A 16,038-nucleotide genomic window follows, 5' to 3' on the forward strand; every position below is an offset into this window, starting at 1 on the left:
AAAAACGTCAGTAGGGGACGAAAATGGGTTTCGGCCAATATCCGCCTCTAACCGTTTCCCTTGCCCCATAAGATGGTCGACGACCCCACGCAGCAATGCGTCGCAGGCAAAGCGGTTGACAGCCGTTGCGGTGCCTGGGCCAAGGTTGCACATCTCCTGCAACTTGTCTCGATATTCGCTGAGCGAAAACGATGACCCAGAATGGGCTGCTTTGTTTCTTATGCTCCGAAGCGATGTAATGGAATTATATGCAGTAGCATTGATGTAGCCAGCCATGAATGAGACGTCAGCCCGTGCGGCAAAATTCTCTAGCATGCCTGGGTATTTTAGCATTCGCTTCAGGTCATTTTTGGAAAACTCAGGTGGTGCAAGCTCCATAATTACTTTGGCAAGATGCTCACTGACGATATCACCAGCAATTAACACCGCACCGCGCTCGGTCTCTTTGAAAAATTCTTCCACTAGTTGTTCAAATGCTTCCGCAACCTCGGGATCGCTGAGAAAGTGAGGTTCATCCACTTCGGCATCATCATTCAGGGGGGTGTGCAAGGCGCAAAACTCCAGCGAAACCGTCATTGATGGTACTCAACCGGGGGCGGGGTGCCAAGCACCCGGGTAGTCAAATCAACTGACATCCATTGCTTTGCGGGGGCCGTCGCCAGAATTCGTAGCTCAGAGGCGGCGATCCATCCACGGGATCCGTTCTTCCTGCGCCCACCATGGAAAGCGATCGCCTTCGGGGGCTGGCGCCGCAGCCCCGGCCTTCACAACGAGGTCGTAGCAGGCCTCATAGACCGCCTGCTCAGCCCGGTGGCAGATCATCTCCCGGGCATGGCTGGCCAGTACCTCCTCCAGGTCACCGTGGGTTCTGGGAAGGTATCTGGATTGCTCATCGTCGAACTTGAACCGGTAAGCCTCCAGCAGGGCCGACATCGTGACCTCGGTGTGCTTCAGCACCCGGTCCACCGAGGCCTCCAGGAAGGCGGCCATGCCCAGTTCCGAGAACACCTTGTCTACGACGTGATCGGCGCGGTCGCCCCATTCGTCGATGCTGGCCTGGACGTGTTCGGCGGCCTTGCTGAAATCCATGCCAGCGCGCTGGCGCAGTTCCCCCAGCACCAGGGCGGTGGTGGCGAAGATCGCCTTGCGGGCGAACTCCGGCAGTTCGTCGTTCTCGAACCTCAGGCGCCGGTCGTCGGTGGTCTGCATGGGGGTGTCCTTCAGCGGTTGCCTTCAGGACAGGGTAGGGCGCAGGCATGCAAGGGAGTGCGGCCCCGCCGACAGCGGAGGTGTGTGGGAACTAAGCCATGGGTTGTTCAGAGCGGCGGCGATCGGGAGCGCGCTTGTTGCGATGCCGCGATTTTGGCATCCTCGCGGCCAGGAACGCGGGGAACCAGGCAAGCTGGTAAACCCAACTGGTAAACCGGGGTGGTAAACCGGAGCCGACACTCCCAGGTCGCAGGCCGTCGAAAAATCGCGGAAAACTGCGAAAAAAAGCCTGCCCCGGAGGGCAGGCTCAAGTTTAGGGAGGAAACGTCCAAGAAAGGCAGCAAGGGGAAGGTCGATGACCATCCGTTTGCTGCAGTGCAATAACTAAGGCCAAAACGGCCGATGTGCAAGTGCGAAACAGCCCGTTCTTTCGGCAGAGTCACCAAAATGGCAGAAATGCTGGCCTTTTGGGGCGCGCAGGTCAGGCATGTGGAAGTTGGTCGAGTTTTATGGCACGGTTCCTGCATCGATGCGGGTGTTGCGGACTTTGACGGAAAATGATGATGAACGGGTGCAGGCTTTGGGTGGTGATGGTGGCGATGGCCGCGCTGGCGTGGGCCGGCCGGGCCGAGGCCGCACCGTCGCTGCCTTCGGACTCGCTGTGCGCCGAAGAAACCGCCAGGTCCGAACGTCAATACGGCATTCCCGCCCGGCTGCTTGATTCCATCTCGGTGGTGGAATCCGGCCGTTATGACCGCGAGGCCAAGGCAACTCTTGCCTGGCCGTGGACGGTGACCTCCGAGGGACAGGGCAAGTATTTCCCCACCAAGGCCGAGGCGGTCGCCGAGGTGAAGCGTCTGAAGGCGCGCGGCGTCAAGAACATCGATGTCGGCTGCATGCAGGTCAACCTGATGTACCACCCGACCGCCTTCGCCTCGCTGGAAGACGCCTTCGATCCCGCCGCCAATGTCGGCTATGCCGCCCGCTTCCTGAAGGGGTTGTTCGGGGCGACCGGCCATTGGGTGACGGCGGCGTCCTATTACCATTCCCAGACCCCGTCGCTGGCCGCCGCCTACCGCGAGCGGCTGATGAAGGTGTGGAACGCTTCGGCGGTTCAGCCGCCGATGGCTCCGGCCATCAATCCGATCAAGCCCGGCCCCAACGGCAAGCCGGTTCCATCGACCTCGCCGCGGGTCGATGAGATGCGCAAGGCGTTCCGCGATCATCAGGCCGCCAATCAGGATGAATCGCGCCGCATCGCCGACGCCTACCGCCAGGCCCGGCTGTCGGAATACCAGTTGCGGCGCGCCCGCATGGTCGAGGTGCGGCGCTCGCGCGGGTTGGCGGTGGACGGCTATTAGATCAAGCGGCCGCCGGTCAGACGGTGCAGCCGTTTGGCTTGATCCATCAGGTCCGGCTGGTGCGGGTTGACGGCCAGCGACAATTCGAACGCCTGCAGGGCCGCTCGTGGTTCGTTCATTTCCACCAGGATGTATCCCAGGCTGGCCAGTGCGGCGAAATGCCGAGGCTCGAGGGCCAGGGTGTGGGCCAGGTCGGCCACGGCGGCCATCGGGTTGTCGCTCAGGAAATGCAAGGACGCCCGCATCGCCCATCCCTCGGGGAAGGACGGCGCCAGCATCACCACTCGGTCCAGCAGGGCCAGGGCGATGCGGTGCTGGCCCTGGTGGGCGGCGTCCATGGCGTGGGCCATCAAGGTATTGGCCACCTGCGGCCCGGTTTTCGCCCATAGATGGCGAATGGCCGCTTCGATAGCCTGGGCCTCGGCAGGATTATCGGTGCTGCGCAGCCGTTCGAACAATCGGTCGAGGCCGACCAGTGGCTCTGGCCGCGGCGGCGGGGCCGTGGGGCTGCAAGAAGCGCTCAAGAGCAGGAACAGCCCCAGCGCGAGCGAGGCAAGGAAACGGCGCATGCTTCAGACGTGGGAAGCCTGAAACGCACCGCCAAGGGATGGGGCAAAAAGAAAGCCGCGCCCGGTTGCCCGGCGCGGCCTGTCCTTTCAAGATCCTGGCTGGAAGCCGGATCAGCCCTGACGGGCCTTGAAGCGCGGGTTGGTCTTGTTGATGACGTACACGCGCCCCTTGCGGCGGACAATGCGGCAATTCTTGTCGCGCAGCTTGGCCGACTTCAGCGAGTTGCGAATCTTCATGATGCAAATCCTTGAACTACGAAACTTAAGCGGCTTCCCAATGCACGAAAATGCCGGGGTGCGCGACCGGAGGCCGGAAAATACGGAAAGCGCGGGCGGCTGTCAACACGTCGTTAGATTCTCTTTTAACCGTTCGCTTGGTATAGTCCCGGCCATGCTGCGATTCCTTCCCCCGGGCCCCGACAATCCGTCGCCCTTCGTCCGTATCGACGGCCAATCCGACGCCGACATCGTGGTGGTTTGCGACCATGCCTCGGCGGTGATTCCGGCGCGGTTGGCCGATCTTGGTCTTTCGGCGGCCGGCCGGCTCGCCCATGTCGCCTGGGATATCGGCGCCGCCCAGGTCAGCCAGGCGCTGGCCCGGCGTCTGGGCTGTCCGGCGATCCTGGCCGGGGTCAGCCGCCTGGTGATCGATTGCAATCGCCAGCCCGGCGACCCCTCGTCGATTCCGGCCTCGACCTGCGGTGTGCCGGTGCCCGGCAATCAAGGCCTGGCCGAGGCCGAGGCCCATTCCCGCGCCGACCAGTGGTTCTGGCCCTATCACCGCGAGATCGGCGACGAACTGGCCCGCCAGTTCCGCCGGGGCCGGGTGCCGGCGATGATCTCCATTCACAGTTTCACGCCGACGATGCACGGCGTGGCGCGTCCGTGGCATGCGGGCGTGCTGTCCAATCGCGATCGCCGCATGGCCGATCCGGTCCTGGCCGCCCTGGCCGGCGACCCGACCCTGGTGGTGGGCGACAACCAGCCTTATTCGGGGCGCGAGATCAACTACACGCTGGACACCCATGCCGGAGCTGCCGGCCTTCCGCATGTGTCGTTCGAGATCCGTCAGGACCTGCTGGCCGACGACAATGCCTGCCAAGCCTGGGCCGACCGTCTGGCCGGCGTGCTGGCTCCGGTCCTGGCCGACCCGGGGATACGTCGGGTCGAATTGTTCTGACCCACCCGGGGCGGGCGGGTTTGGGCCCTGCGGACGAGTGTTGAATTGATATAAGCAGGCGCTTATGTTGTGCGCCGAGACGACCGTGCGCGTTCGGCAGACACCAGGCGGTCGGATGATGACGAGAGGGGATTCCTCATGACCACCACCACCATGAATACCATGCCGGTCGAGCCGATCTCGGCGGGCCGTTGGAAGGAACTTGCCGTCGGAATCGCCTATTTGATGGGCGTCGGAATCGCGTTCACCACGCTTGTCGGTGTCGCCGCGATCTTGTTCGTCAAGTAAGGCACCGCGGAATAGGAACGGCCCCGCCCGGCGAAAGCCGGCGGGGCCGTTTCCGTATGCGGGCGGGCGCTCAGGCGCACAAAGCGTGGCGAACCTGCTGAGCCAGCTGGTGGCGGTCGAATGGCTTGGCCAGGATGGCGGTGACCCCGGCCCTGATGGCCGAACTGATCGCCTGCGGCGTCTGATCGCCGCTCATCAGCACGAAGGGCAGGTGGGCCAGATCGGCCTCGGCCCGGACGGTGTTCAGCAATTGCACCCCGTCGATCGGTCCCATATGCAGGTCCGAGATCACCATGCCGGTCGGGCGCGAGCGCATGAAGTCCAGCGCCTCCTGGCCGTCCTTGGCCTCGGCGACCTCGTAGGGGCCAAGATTGGACAGCATGTCCGCCAAAAGGCGCCGGGTGATCGCGCTGTCATCGACGACCAGGATGGGAAGCGGGCTGTTCATGGTGGCGTCCTTCGAATTCCGTCCTGGCATCATCGCCGCCTTCTGTGCATATCGCCATGGCGCGAAGGAATCGGATTGCCGCACATTGGAACGGTTTGAAGTAGGTTTCTGCTACTTTCGGAAGGTGGGTGCCGCCCCTGGGCGTAGGAGCTGCTCCTGGGGGCTTGATGCCGGACGGCCGGCGCACTATGGTCCTGGCCTTGGTTTCGAACGCCCCAGGGGACAAGCATGAGCGACGAACAGAACAGCACCCAGATCGGAGGAATTGCCGCCGAGGCCCTGCGCCAGTTCGTCGAGCGGATCGAACGCCTGGAGGAAGAGAAGAAGCATCTGGCCGACGACATCAAGGACGTCTACGGCCAGGCCAAGTCGCAAGGCTTCGACGTCAAGATCCTTCGCAAGATCGTCAGCCTGCGCAAGAAGGACCGCCAGGAGCGGGAAGAAGAAGAGCAATTGCTCGAGCTGTATCTCGCCGCCCTGGGCGAGGTGTAGGCCCCGCTGGGGCGAACTGTCGGACTCGGCCGGACGCATTGGCGCGGTGGTCAGCATGATTTCCGCCATCGCCGCCCAGACCAACCTTTTGGCCTTGAACGCCACCATCGAAGCGGCCCGGGCGGGCGAGGCCGGCAAGGGCTTCGCGGTGGTGGCCGGCGAGGTCAAGAACCTGGCCAGCCAGACCGCCAAGGCGACCGACGAAATCGCCCTGCAGGTCACCCGCATCCAGGCCGAGACCGGCCGCGCGGTCGGGGCCATCCGCCATGTCGGCGAGATCGTCGAGCGGATGAGCGCGATCGCTCAGGTGATCACCGAGGCGGTGTCGCAACAGGCGGGCGCCACCGCCGAGATCGCCCAAGGCGTCGAGCAGGCCGCCGGCGGCACCCGGGCGGTGTCGCGGGGCGTCGCGGTGACCAGCCAGGCCATCGGCCGGGCCGAGCGTTCGTCCGGCGAGGTGCTGGAAACCGCCGTCACCCTGGCGCGCGGGGCGGACCAACTGCGATCGGCCGTCGATACCTTCCTGGGCCGGCTGCGCGCGGCCTGACGGGGCTTTGACCGGCTGCAGAATAACTCGGCACGCCTGTAGGTTTGCTCCATCCGTCATGGCCGGGCTTGACCCGGCCATCCACGTGTCTTCGCTAAAATACGATTTGAAACAGTTGGTTAGGCGACATCGCGTGGATGCCCGGATCAAGTCCGGGCATGACGGAAAGGGGCGTTCGGCTGCCTGATCGGTGTTTTCCGCACCCTGCTAAAAGAATCGGTCCCACAGGCTGATCACGATCTCGAAGACGATCAGGCCGACGATGTACCACTCGACCCTGAGCGAGCGGGTGGTATGGACCAGATCCAGCAAGGTCTCGGCGGTGTTGCCGATCACTTCCAGCTTGTGGTCCAGGGCACGCGATCTTTCGCGGATTTCGTACTCGCGTTCCAGGCGGCCGAACAGGCCTTCCAACGACGGCTCGTTCCACAGGGCCTCGGGCTTTTCCAGCACCTCGGCGCGGCCGACCATGCGGTGCTGGGTCATCAGCACATCGCCGATCTGGGCCAGCAAGTCCTTGACCCGGAAGTTCCGGCTGCCCTTGTTCTTCAGACGCGCCGCCAACGGTTCGACGCGGTCGAAAACCTGGGCCGCCTTGATCTCGAAATGCTCGAGCATCAGGTCCTTGGCCAGGACGTCGGCGACGATCTGCATCCGCTCGGGCGTCAGGTCGGCGATGATGATGGTGCCGTCGGGATCGACATGCTCGGAACCATTCTCGACGATGTCGATATGGGCCTGTTCCTGCCCGGGGCGTTCCTGCGGGTCGGTGACCAGGCGGCCCAGATCGGCCAGCAGCAGGGCTTCCTCTTCGGCGGCGACGTCGAACAGCACGGCGACGCCGTAGCGGAACAACACCATGAAGCCCCGTCGGCCGGCGCGCAGGGTCAGGGGAGTGGTGGCCAGGGCCTGTTTCTGCTCCAGGCCGCGGGTGTCGAGACGCTCGCCCAGCAGGAAGGCGCGGACGATGATGGATCGGGAGGGGGCTGTCATCACTCTATGATTGGCCCGCTGATGATGACGATCAAGTGACAGTCTTGCGACCAAGGCGGGATTGTCGTCAAGTCTGGCCTTGCCTTTATCCGTGGCAATGCCCAATTATGGGAGAATCATCCGGCTTGTGGGGCAGGCGTTGCGATGAATTCTGGATCCCGAAATCCTGCGGGACTGCATGTGGCCGCCTGGTTCAAGGAAGCCGTCGAACTGTTGTTCATGGCGACCCCGATGATGGCTGTCGCCTATCTGTCGGTGTTTCAGGACCCGCCGCTGGTGGCGCGCGATTTCGTGTTCCATGAATTCGCCATCGGCCTGTCGATCGTGCTGTCGGTGTTCGCCGGCTGGGTGGCGTGGCGCTGCTATCAGTTCAGTGGCGAGCCGGCATTGCGCTGGATCACCCTGGCCTTCATCGGCTTCGCCATTGTCTACGCCCCGCACGGCGTCCTGACCAGGCACTCCTCCCACGATTTGTGGATTTTCATCCTGTTTGGGCCGGCATCACGGGTGGTGATGTGCGGTTTCCTGCTGGTCGCCCTGACCCGGCTGGGCCAGCCCTCCGACTCCACGGCCGATCGGACCAAGCCAAGCCGGTGGCTGCCGTGGCTGGGATTGTCCCTTGGCGTCGATCTGTTGGTGTGGGGCTTGGCCAGCACTCCGTTCGCCGGCCATTCCGTCGTCCGCTTCGTCCAGGAAGGGGCGACCATCGTGATGGCGGTGGCGGGGGTGGCCCTGATCCGCTGGCGCGGCCAACGCACCGGGATGATGTCGCTTTACCAGCTGGCATTGGGGTCGTTCGCCACCTCGGCCCTGGCCTTCCTGCTGACCAAGGCCTGGACCCATTTGTGGTGGCTGGCCCATGCGGTGTTCGCCGCCGGTTTCCTGGCCTTGGCCTATGGCGTGGCCCAGGCGTTCCTGACCACGCGGTCGGTGACGGCGGTCTATAGTCGCGAGCAGATGGCCGCCAAACTGGCGGCGACCGAGGCGGTGGCCGCCGAATCCAAGGCGGCGGAGCGGCGCCTGAAGGCCTTGTTGGAAACCAGCCCGATCGGTATCGCGGTGTCGAACCAGGATGGCAATCTGGTGTTCTGCAATGCCCGTCAGGCCGACATGCTGGGGATGATGCTGGGCGACATGCTGGGCAAGGCCGAGCGCGATCTGTTCGTCGATGCCTCGGTTCGTGACCGCGCCGCCGCCCTGACCCGGCAATCGGGCCTGCCGGTCACGGCGGAAGCCGCCCAGGATCGGCGTGACGGCACCCGCCAGTGGAGCGCGGTGACCTGGACCCCGCTGACCTTCGAAGGACAGCCGGCCCTGGTGGCCTGGACCGTGGACATCACCGACCGCCGTCGCGCCGCCACCGCGCTGGAGCAGGCCAAACACGCCGCCGAGGTGGCCAACCGCTCGAAGACGGAATTCCTGGCGGCCATGAGCCATGAATTGCGCACCCCCCTGAACGTCATCAACGGCTTCGCCGAGGTCATGACCGCCGAGATCCTGGGGCCGATGGGCAACGCCCGCTATGCTGAATATGCGCGGCATATCCTGGATTCCGGGCAGCATCTGGCCAGTCTGATCAACGACGTGCTGGACGTTTCGGCGATCGAGGCCGGCCAATTGCCGCTTCGCGAAGCCGAGATCGATCTGGTGGCGGTGATCGAGTCGGTGCGGGTGATGGTGTCCGACCGTGTCCGCGAAAGCGAGCTGACCTTGTCGGTCGAGGTGCTCCCGAACCTGCCGCATTTGATTGGCGACGAACGCCGGATGAAGCAGATTCTGCTGAACCTTTTGTCCAACGCCGTCAAGTTCACCCCGGTCGGCGGCAAGATCACCGTTGCCGCCGGGTTGGACAAGGGCGGCGGCGTGACGATCCGGGTCGCCGACACCGGGATCGGCATCAGGCCCGAGGACCGCGAGAAGGCGATGGCGCCGTTCAGTCAGGTGGATTCGGCACTGGAACGCCGGTTCGAGGGGTTGGGCCTGGGGCTGTCCATGGCGATTCGGCTGACCGAAATGCATGGCGGCAGCCTGGCCATCGACAGCGAGCCCGGCAAGGGAACCGTCATCACCTTGCGCTTCCCCGAGCGCCGCTCGCTTGCGGCGGCCTGCTGACCTTTATTCCGCCGCCACGGCAATCGGCCGGGACCGGACCGCCCGCAGGGCGGCGACCGCGTCGTCGATGGCCCGGTCGGCGGGCTCCAGCACCGCGCTCATCTGCATGAACGAGTGGGGCACGCCTTCGACCACCTGCAAGCGGCTTTCCACTCCGGCGGCGGTCAGGCGGTCGGCCAGGCGCACACTGTCATCCTTCAGGCAATCCAGGCCCGCGGCGATCAGCATTTGCGGCGGCAGCCCCCGCAGGTCGGCATAAAGCGGCGCCGCCAGCGGGTTGGTGCGCTCGGCCAATTGCGCCACATATTGCGACCAGAACCAGTCGACCCGTTCGGTGGTCAGGCCGAACGCGCCGCCGCCGAAGGCCCGATGGGACGGGGTGTCGAGATCGGCCGAGAACATGCCGTAGAACAGCAAGCCCAGGGCGGGCATCGACCGGCCCTTGTCGCGCCGTGCGATGGTGGCCGCCAGGGCCAGATTGGCGCCGGCGGAATCGCCGCCCACCGCCCACCGGCCGCCATCCAGTCCCAGAAGGGCGGCGCGCTCGCGCAGCCAGTCGATGGCATCTTGCGCCTGGATCAGCTGGCGCGGAAAGCGCGCCTCGGGGGCAAGGTCATAGGAAACCGCCGCCACGGCCCAGCCCGAGCGCTGCGCCAGCAGCCGGGTCAGGCGGCGATGGGTCTCGACGGAATTGAGCGCGAAGCCGCCGCCGTGGAAATAGAACAGCACCGGCGCCGGCCCCCGGGCTTCGTCGGGGATGTAAAGATCGATTCCGGTGCCGGCCGGACTGGTGTGTCGGGTATGCCGCCCCCCTTCGGGCAGGGGCTCGTTCCAGATCGATTGGTAGGCGATCGCCTTGGCGCGAGCCTCGAGCAATGGCTGGCGCAGCGGGTCGGCCGGGGCGACACCCTGCCGGGCGGCATAGGCGGCAAGTGACTGCAGGTGGGGGTGGTGCGGGTCGGTCATCGCTCGGCATCCGGGTGCGGCTGGAATACAATGGTTATATTTCACATCAACCACCGCGTCAAGCGTAACCAAAAGGCTACTAGAAAACTAGAGTTGTGCGCAGCGCCCCGCATGTTTCCTTGTCCGGGGCGGCGGGGCAAACGTTTGATTTTTCCACGGGATGCAGGCATCCTCTCGCAACGTCAAATAAGAGCGCCTGCCGGTGCCAAGCGGCGGGTGAATGTCCAGGGGGAAGGAATACCGTGCAGGTGCCGACATTGGTGCCATTGCCGGCCCGTTTCCGCTGGCGTGGGTGGCAAGCGACAGAAACGCGGGGCACGGACTATGGGTGACACGATGATCGATCGAGGCGAGTCCGAGGCGGCGGAGACCAATTCCACCGAAACCGCGGAGCCCGTGAAGGCCCCCCAATTGCCGGTGACCGTGCCGCGTCGGTCCGACGCACCGCCCCAGGCGTTCAAGCCCTCCAAGGTTCCGGCCATCATCAACGGAATCGCCGGCCTGGCCTCGGTGACCTGGCTGGGCTTTTGCGCCCAGTACGTCAATTCCAGCATCGGTTGGGGCAACCTGGTGGCGCTGCAGCCGCAGGAACTGGGCGGCGTCGTCGGCGCGGCCCTGGTGCCGCTGGCCTTTCTGTGGCTGGTCCTGGCCTGGCTGGATCGCGGTCGCGCCATCCGATTGTTGGCCAACGATCTGGCCCTGCATCTGGCCCGCCTGACCTATCCGGCCGACGAGTCGGAAAGCCGGGTCAAGATCATCGCCGAATCCCTGAAGGCCCAGGCCCGCGACCTTAACGACGCCACCGCCCGCGCCGCCGGCGAGGCCGATGCCGTGCGCGCCAGCCTGTCGGCCCAGATCGACGCCCTGACCGGCGTGGTCGGTCGGGTCAATGGCGACGCCCGCTCGGCCGTCGATGCCCTGCGCGGCGAGGTCGATCGCCTGACCCATGCCGCCGATGCCGCCACCGCCCGGGCTCGTGAGATCGAGCATCTGTTGCGGCTGCAGACCCAGGACCTGACCACCGTCACCGATTCCGCCGCCGTCAAGGTGCGCGAGTTCGGCGAGTTCATGCATGAGCAGGTCCAGGCCATCGACCAGTCGTCGCTGCGCGCCACCCAGCGGGCCGAGACGATGACCGAGCAGGTGCGCAAGAACGCCGAGGCGCTGGATTCGGTGTCGCGCTCGGCGGTCGACCGGGCCGAGCAGGTCGGCGCCCTGTTCGCCACCAAGGCCGGCGAATTGGCCGAGGCCGCCGACCGTTCCGGCAACCGCACCGAAGAGGTGGCGGTCAGCCTGTCGCAGCGGGTCGAGGCGCTGGAAAGCCTGTTCACCCGCCAGAACAATGACCTTGAGCAGGCCGCCGCGCGCCTGGCCGACCAAACCGGCCGCATCAGCGCCTCGCTGACCCAGCAGGCCACCGGTCTGGACCAGATCACCGAACGCGTGCTGTCGCGCATCAAGATCGTCGAGGAAGCGCTGTCGGTGCAATCGCGCGAGGTGTCGGCGGCGTCCGACCAGGCCATGGGCCGCTTCCGCGAGATCGAGGAGACCTTGGGCCGTCACGCCGAGCAATTGCGCTCGACCACCGATGAGGCCTCGGCCCAGATGGGCTCGGTCGGCGAGGTGTTCGCCCAGCGCCGCGACGATGTCGATGCCGCCGCCGAACGGGCCAGCGGCCGCATTCGCGAAGTCGGTGAAATGTTCCAGGGTCAGACCCGGGCGCTGTCGGCCGCGTCCGACCAGATGCAGGCCCGCGCCCGCGAGGTGTCGGAAACCCTGCGTCTGCATATCGAGGATCTGGGCAAGGGTGCCGAACGCGCCGCCGGCCAGGCCGAGGCCATCCGTCAGTCGCTTCGCAAGCAGGCCGACGAGCTGGCCGACGCCGCCAACGTGGTCTCGACCCAGTCGCGCCTGTCGGAAGCGTCGCTGAACCAGCAATCGCGCCACCTGATCTCGACCTCGGACCAGGTGATGGCCAAGGTCAAGACCATCGCCGACACGTTGCGCCAGAACACCAACGACCTGATCGCCGTTTCGTCGCGCGTCGGCGTCGAACTGGAAGCGGTCGGCGAGGGTCTGCGCCAGCGGACCTCGGAAGTCGGCGTCGCCGCCACCAAGGCCATGGCCGACACCAATGGCCTGTCCGAGGTGCTGGAAGCCCGCACCGAGCAGATGGCCTCGATTTCGGAAGATGTGGCCGGCAAGATCCGCGTCTCGACCGACGCGCTGCGCCGCCAGACCGAGCAATTGGTGGCCTCGGCCGACCAGGCCCAGGTCAGCGTGGTGTCGGTGGGCGAGAAGCTGAAGGACCAGTCCGACGCCCTGGCCCGCGTCGCCGACGATTCGTCGGAAGTGCTGAAGGCCTTCGGCCAGTCCATCGCCAAGCATGCGGTGGAAGTGGGCGAAGCCAGCCAGCGGGTGTTCCACAACTCGCAGACCGCCGGCGACGCGCTGCGGACCATCGTGCGCGATTTCGAGGAAACCTCGAACAAGACCGCCGCCCAGGTCACCGCTGCCGGCGACATGCTGCGCAGCGGCATTCGCGACCTGACCCAGTCGTCGGAACGCATCACCCAGCAGGTCCGCGCCTCGGGCGAGTCGCTGCGCCGCCAGGCCCTGGAACTGCAGGAAACCAGCGATCGCACCGGCGCCAAGCTGGAAAGCTCGTTCGAGATGATCCGCCAGAAGTCGAACGATCTGGGCGTCACCGGCGATCGTCTGACCCAGCAGGCCGAGGCCTTCTCGGCGACCTTCGGTCGCCAGATCGACGAACTGATCTCGGCCTCGAAGCTGGCCGAGATGCGGGCCGAGCAGATCGAGGAACGCCGCGCTCAGGCCTCGGTCGAGCATTTCCTGCGCAATGCCGCCTTCATCGTCGAAAAGCTGCAATCCCTGTCGGTCGATATCGGACGCATCTTCTCGACCAATATCGACGAGAAGGCCTGGCGCGAGTTCCATGCCGGCGACCAGTCGGTGTTCGTGCGCAAGATTCTCAAGAATCTCGACAAGCACCAGATCGCCGCCATCAAGAACAAGTTCGAGGATGACGGCGGGTTCCGCGACTATGTCACCCGCTATCTGGCCGAGTTCGAATCGTTGCTGAACCAGGCCCGTCAATCGGATTACGCCGACGTTTTGACCGGCACCTTCACCTCGTCCGAGGTCGGCAAGCTGTATCTGGTGCTGGCCCGCGCCCTGGGCCGCCTGGAATAGGGCGCCTGAAACGACAAACGGCCCGGGGCAGCGGATGCCCCGGGCCGTTTTCGTTGGTGGCGGCGTCAGATCCGCATTTCGCCGATATAGATGCCCAGGCCGCGCGCGGTGTGGGCGATGGTGCCGTAAGGATCGACACCGCGGGTAACGCCGGCCACTTCGTTCAACGGCACATCGACCACGCTGCCATGCTGCCAGGCGACCATGCGATCCAGCTTGCCCTGGGCGATCAGATCGACGGCGTGCACGCCGAAGGCCGAGGCGATCATGCGGTCGCGCGGGCCGGGCTGGCCGCCGCGCTGGACGTGGCCCAGCACGGTGACGCGGGTTTCCGCCTGAACCATCTTGGCCAGACGCGCGGCCAGATATTGGCCGATGCCGCCATAGCGGGCCTCGCCGTCGGCCTGGACGTGGGTGACGTTGTGGCCGGTTTCGGTCTTGCAGCCCTCGGCCACCACCACCAGGGCGTGATTGCGGCCCTCGGCCTGGGTTTCCGCCAGCCGTCCGGCGACGCCTTCCAGGCTGTAGGGAATTTCCGGGATCAAGATGACGTCGGCGCCGCCGGCGATGCCCGCCGCCATGGCGATATGGCCGACATCGCGGCCCATCACTTCCAGCAGCATGACGCGGTGATGGCTGGCCGCTGTCGGCGCCAGCCGGTCCATGGCTTCCGAGGCCACCGTCAGGGCGGTGACATAGCCGATGGCGTAGTCGGTGTGGGCGACATCGTTGTCGATGGTCTTGGGAATGCCGACCATCGGCACGCCGCCTTGCTTGCACAGCTTGTTCAAGATGCGCATCGAGCCGTCGCCGCCGATGACGATCAACGCGTCCAGACCCAGTTCCCGGAAACCATCGACGAATTCCTGCGAGCGGTCGCGGGTGGTGCCGTCGGGCATCGGATAGGCGAAGGGGTCGCCCTTGTTGATGGTGCCCAAGATGGTGCCGCCCATGCGCAGCATCTCGCCCGAGGCGATGCCCAGATCGAACTCGACATAGTCCAAGGGCCGGTTCATCAGGCCCAGGCTGCCGTCGCGGATGCCGAACACCCGCCAGCCATAGCCGCGGATGGCGCGGTGCGTCACCGCCCGCAAGGCCGCGTTCAGGCCGGCGCAATCGCCGCCGCTGGTCAGGATGCCGATTCGCTTCTGCTTGTGGGCCATGACGTGCCTCTCCGGTCGGTAACGGTCTTATCCATACCGCTTCGCACCAATCTCTGCTACTGTCAAACCCGCATTCGACAGCAGGTGTCTTCGCTCCGACATGATCGACGATGATATGGAAGAGATCCGCCGCAGGCTGGCGGATCTGGTGACCGAACACCGGGACCTTGACGATGTCATTTCACGCATCGCCGCCGACCCTCATGTCGATCTGCTGCAGATGCAGCGGCTGAAGAAGCGCAAGCTGGCCCTGAAGGACCAGATCGCCAAGCTGGAAAACCAGCTGATCCCCGACATCATCGCTTGACGGCGAAAGCGGGCGGGACCTGATCGGTCTCCGCCCGTTTGTCCGCCAAAGCCCCTTACGCCGCGCGGCGACCGGCCAGGGCGTGGATGTGGCGATAGACCGGGCCGGCGGTTTCGGCGTGCAGCAGCGCCGCGTCGATGATCGCCTGGACATAGCCCGCCTTGGTGCCGCAATCGTAGCGGGTTCCCCTGAAGCGCAGTCCCGACAGCCCGACCTGGGACAGCGTCGCCGCGATGGCGTCGGTCAGCTGGATTTCGCCGCCCTGACCCTTCTGCTTCCTGTCCAGGAAGTCGAACACCACCGGCTCCAGGATGTAGCGGCCGATCACCGACAAGGTGGACGGCGCGTCCTCGGGCTTGGGCTTCTCGACCATGCCGCGGGCCCGGGCCAGTTGGCCCTTTTCCTCGACCACGTCCAGGATGCCGTAGCGGTTGACGTGCTCCAACGGCACGTTCTCGACCGCCACCAGATGGCCGCGGGTCTGGGTCCACTGATCGACCATCTGGCGAAGGGCGCCCGGCTGGCCCATGATCAGGTCGTCGGGCAGCAGCACCGCGAAGGGCTCGTCGCCGATGACGGGCCGCGCGCACCACACCGCATGGCCCAGGCCCAGGGGCGCCGGCTGACGGACGGCGGTGATGGTCACCCCCTTGGGGCAGGTCGAACGGGCGATTTCCAGCAGTTCCAGCTTGCCGCGCTCTTCCAGCTGGCGTTCCAGCTCGGGCGAGCGATCGAAGTGATCGATCAGCAATTCCTTGCCCTTGGCGGTGACCAGGACGATGTCGGTGATGCCGGCCTCGGCGGCTTCCTCGACGGCGTACTGGATCAGCGGCTTATCGACCACCGGCAGCAATTCCTTGGGAAGAACCTTGGTCGCGGGAAGAACGCGGGTGCCCATGCCGGCGACGGGAAGAACAGCCTTGCGGATCATTTCGGTTACTCGCTTTCGAGCAAGATTGTCGATGGCGGGGATATTCCCCCACCTTCATGGTGGCCATTGGGCCGGATTAAGGCGAATTCGTGGCATTATGCGCGAGGCGCTGCCCGTGCCGGGCCGGCTCAGACGCCGCCGGGCTTGATGCTGTGCGGGAATTTGGCGCTGTGCCAAAAAAGCCCGAGCGGCGATTGAACCGCCCGGGATCGCGCGCGCCAAAGGCATTATGCGCGAAGCGCATGCCCGTGCCGGGCCG

General features: G+C 65.3%; 17 protein-coding genes. 8 read left to right on the top strand and 9 right to left on the bottom strand.

The genetic code is table 11. The features are described 5' to 3' along the window. A partial coding sequence (locus tag MTBLM5_RS13890; RefSeq protein WP_217425034.1) for a hypothetical protein occupies positions 1 to 576 on the bottom strand: 576 nt, incomplete at its 3' end. A 96-nt stretch (positions 577 to 672) separates the two neighbouring features. After that, positions 673 to 1,209, bottom strand: coding sequence for a hypothetical protein (locus MTBLM5_RS13895; protein ID WP_173976681.1), 537 nt, complete (start codon positions 1,207 to 1,209; stop codon positions 673 to 675). 563 nt (positions 1,210 to 1,772) lie between these two features. On the opposite strand from MTBLM5_RS13895, the gene MTBLM5_RS13900 reads away from it, so the two are divergent. Next, entirely contained in the window at positions 1,773 to 2,570 is a 798-nt protein-coding gene (locus MTBLM5_RS13900) for a transglycosylase SLT domain-containing protein (protein ID WP_254431055.1), read from the top strand. Here MTBLM5_RS13900 and MTBLM5_RS13905 read toward each other — a convergent pair. Together MTBLM5_RS13905 and ykgO are read right to left on the bottom strand one after the other, a co-directional pair. Continuing rightward, positions 2,567 to 3,139 carry a M48 family metallopeptidase gene (locus MTBLM5_RS13905; RefSeq protein ID WP_173976683.1) on the bottom strand — a complete coding sequence of 191 codons (573 nt, stop codon included), beginning with the start codon at positions 3,137 to 3,139 and terminating at the stop codon, positions 2,567 to 2,569. The genes MTBLM5_RS13900 and MTBLM5_RS13905 overlap by 4 nt on opposite strands. 111 nt (positions 3,140 to 3,250) lie before the next feature. After that, positions 3,251 to 3,376: a type B 50S ribosomal protein L36 gene (gene ykgO, locus MTBLM5_RS13910; RefSeq protein WP_008614494.1), complete on the bottom strand. Its 126-nt coding sequence runs from the start codon at positions 3,374 to 3,376 to the stop codon at positions 3,251 to 3,253. 154 nt (positions 3,377 to 3,530) lie between these two features. Here ykgO and MTBLM5_RS13915 point away from each other — a divergent pair, with 154 nt between their 5' ends. Continuing rightward, positions 3,531 to 4,319: an N-formylglutamate amidohydrolase gene (locus MTBLM5_RS13915; protein WP_173976684.1), complete on the top strand. Its 789-nt coding sequence runs from the start codon at positions 3,531 to 3,533 to the stop codon at positions 4,317 to 4,319. A gap of 138 nt (positions 4,320 to 4,457) precedes the next feature. After that, on the top strand, positions 4,458 to 4,607 hold the full coding sequence (locus MTBLM5_RS13920; protein ID WP_173976685.1) for a hypothetical protein: 150 nt from the start codon (positions 4,458 to 4,460) through the stop codon (positions 4,605 to 4,607). Between the two features lie 70 nt (positions 4,608 to 4,677). On the opposite strand, the gene MTBLM5_RS13925 is transcribed toward MTBLM5_RS13920, so the two are convergent. Then, positions 4,678 to 5,055, bottom strand: a complete 378-nt coding sequence (locus MTBLM5_RS13925) for a response regulator (RefSeq protein WP_173976686.1) — start codon at positions 5,053 to 5,055, stop codon at positions 4,678 to 4,680. A gap of 228 nt (positions 5,056 to 5,283) precedes the next feature. On the opposite strand from MTBLM5_RS13925, the gene MTBLM5_RS13930 reads away from it, so the two are divergent. Together MTBLM5_RS13930 and MTBLM5_RS13935 are read left to right on the top strand one after the other, a co-directional pair. After that, the gene (locus tag MTBLM5_RS13930) at positions 5,284 to 5,547 is read left to right on the top strand and encodes a DUF2312 domain-containing protein (RefSeq protein ID WP_068496223.1); all 264 of its coding nucleotides are present in this window, start codon (positions 5,284 to 5,286) and stop codon (positions 5,545 to 5,547) included. A gap of 16 nt (positions 5,548 to 5,563) precedes the next feature. Then, positions 5,564 to 6,094, top strand: coding sequence for a methyl-accepting chemotaxis protein (locus MTBLM5_RS13935; protein WP_305792055.1), 531 nt, complete (start codon positions 5,564 to 5,566; stop codon positions 6,092 to 6,094). 207 nt (positions 6,095 to 6,301) lie between these two features. On the opposite strand, the gene MTBLM5_RS13940 is transcribed toward MTBLM5_RS13935, so the two are convergent. After that, positions 6,302 to 7,087, bottom strand: a complete 786-nt coding sequence (locus MTBLM5_RS13940) for an RMD1 family protein (RefSeq protein WP_068503626.1) — start codon at positions 7,085 to 7,087, stop codon at positions 6,302 to 6,304. Between the two features lie 144 nt (positions 7,088 to 7,231). Here MTBLM5_RS13940 and MTBLM5_RS13945 point away from each other — a divergent pair, with 144 nt between their 5' ends. Next, positions 7,232 to 9,199, top strand: coding sequence for a PAS domain-containing sensor histidine kinase (locus MTBLM5_RS13945; protein WP_173976688.1), 1,968 nt, complete (start codon positions 7,232 to 7,234; stop codon positions 9,197 to 9,199). A 3-nt stretch (positions 9,200 to 9,202) separates the two neighbouring features. Here MTBLM5_RS13945 and MTBLM5_RS13950 read toward each other — a convergent pair whose 3' ends face one another. Further along, positions 9,203 to 10,165, bottom strand: coding sequence for an alpha/beta hydrolase (locus MTBLM5_RS13950; protein ID WP_173976689.1), 963 nt, complete (start codon positions 10,163 to 10,165; stop codon positions 9,203 to 9,205). Between the two features lie 336 nt (positions 10,166 to 10,501). Here MTBLM5_RS13950 and MTBLM5_RS13955 point away from each other — a divergent pair, with 336 nt between their 5' ends. Then, entirely contained in the window at positions 10,502 to 13,378 is a 2,877-nt protein-coding gene (locus MTBLM5_RS13955) for a hypothetical protein (RefSeq protein ID WP_254431056.1), read from the top strand. Between the two features lie 65 nt (positions 13,379 to 13,443). Here MTBLM5_RS13955 and MTBLM5_RS13960 read toward each other — a convergent pair whose 3' ends face one another. Further along, a complete protein-coding gene (locus MTBLM5_RS13960; protein WP_173976691.1) occupies positions 13,444 to 14,541 on the bottom strand; it encodes an ATP-dependent 6-phosphofructokinase in 1,098 nt (365 codons plus the stop codon). Positions 14,542 to 14,641: 100 nt separating this feature from the next. On the opposite strand from MTBLM5_RS13960, the gene MTBLM5_RS13965 reads away from it, so the two are divergent. Next, positions 14,642 to 14,848 (top strand): YdcH family protein, encoded by a 207-nt coding sequence (locus MTBLM5_RS13965; RefSeq protein WP_068496242.1) that lies wholly within the window; start codon positions 14,642 to 14,644, stop codon positions 14,846 to 14,848. 55 nt (positions 14,849 to 14,903) lie between these two features. Here the strand turns inward: MTBLM5_RS13965 and galU are convergent, their stop codons facing one another. Then, complete coding sequence (galU, locus tag MTBLM5_RS13970; RefSeq protein WP_173976692.1) at positions 14,904 to 15,779, bottom strand: UTP--glucose-1-phosphate uridylyltransferase GalU; 876 nt, start codon at positions 15,777 to 15,779, stop codon at positions 14,904 to 14,906. Positions 15,780 to 16,038 lie beyond the last annotated feature (259 nt).

The sequence above is a fragment of the Magnetospirillum sp. LM-5 genome (genome assembly GCF_902729445.1).
Taxonomy (GTDB): domain Bacteria; phylum Pseudomonadota; class Alphaproteobacteria; order Rhodospirillales; family Magnetospirillaceae; genus Magnetospirillum.

Bases quoted from the DNA above. Each gene is read 5' to 3' on its own strand.
- galU (WP_173976692.1), bottom strand. From the start codon at position 15,779: ATGATCCGCAAGGCTGTTCTTCCCGTCGCCGGCATGGGCACCCGCGTT.
- MTBLM5_RS13915 (WP_173976684.1), top strand. From the start codon at position 3,531: ATGCTGCGATTCCTTCCCCCGGGCCCCGACAATCCGTCGCCCTTCGTC.
- MTBLM5_RS13955 (WP_254431056.1), top strand. From the start codon at position 10,502: ATGATCGATCGAGGCGAGTCCGAGGCGGCGGAGACCAATTCCACCGAA.
- MTBLM5_RS13960 (WP_173976691.1), bottom strand. From the start codon at position 14,541: ATGGCCCACAAGCAGAAGCGAATCGGCATCCTGACCAGCGGCGGCGAT.
- MTBLM5_RS13940 (WP_068503626.1), bottom strand. From the start codon at position 7,087: ATGACAGCCCCCTCCCGATCCATCATCGTCCGCGCCTTCCTGCTGGGC.
- MTBLM5_RS13895 (WP_173976681.1), bottom strand. From the start codon at position 1,209: ATGCAGACCACCGACGACCGGCGCCTGAGGTTCGAGAACGACGAACTG.
- MTBLM5_RS13920 (WP_173976685.1), top strand. From the start codon at position 4,458: ATGACCACCACCACCATGAATACCATGCCGGTCGAGCCGATCTCGGCG.
- MTBLM5_RS13965 (WP_068496242.1), top strand. From the start codon at position 14,642: ATGATCGACGATGATATGGAAGAGATCCGCCGCAGGCTGGCGGATCTG.
- MTBLM5_RS13945 (WP_173976688.1), top strand. From the start codon at position 7,232: ATGAATTCTGGATCCCGAAATCCTGCGGGACTGCATGTGGCCGCCTGG.
- ykgO (WP_008614494.1), bottom strand. From the start codon at position 3,376: ATGAAGATTCGCAACTCGCTGAAGTCGGCCAAGCTGCGCGACAAGAAT.
- MTBLM5_RS13900 (WP_254431055.1), top strand. From the start codon at position 1,773: ATGAACGGGTGCAGGCTTTGGGTGGTGATGGTGGCGATGGCCGCGCTG.
- MTBLM5_RS13930 (WP_068496223.1), top strand. From the start codon at position 5,284: ATGAGCGACGAACAGAACAGCACCCAGATCGGAGGAATTGCCGCCGAG.
- MTBLM5_RS13905 (WP_173976683.1), bottom strand. From the start codon at position 3,139: ATGCGCCGTTTCCTTGCCTCGCTCGCGCTGGGGCTGTTCCTGCTCTTG.
- MTBLM5_RS13925 (WP_173976686.1), bottom strand. From the start codon at position 5,055: ATGAACAGCCCGCTTCCCATCCTGGTCGTCGATGACAGCGCGATCACC.
- MTBLM5_RS13950 (WP_173976689.1), bottom strand. From the start codon at position 10,165: ATGACCGACCCGCACCACCCCCACCTGCAGTCACTTGCCGCCTATGCC.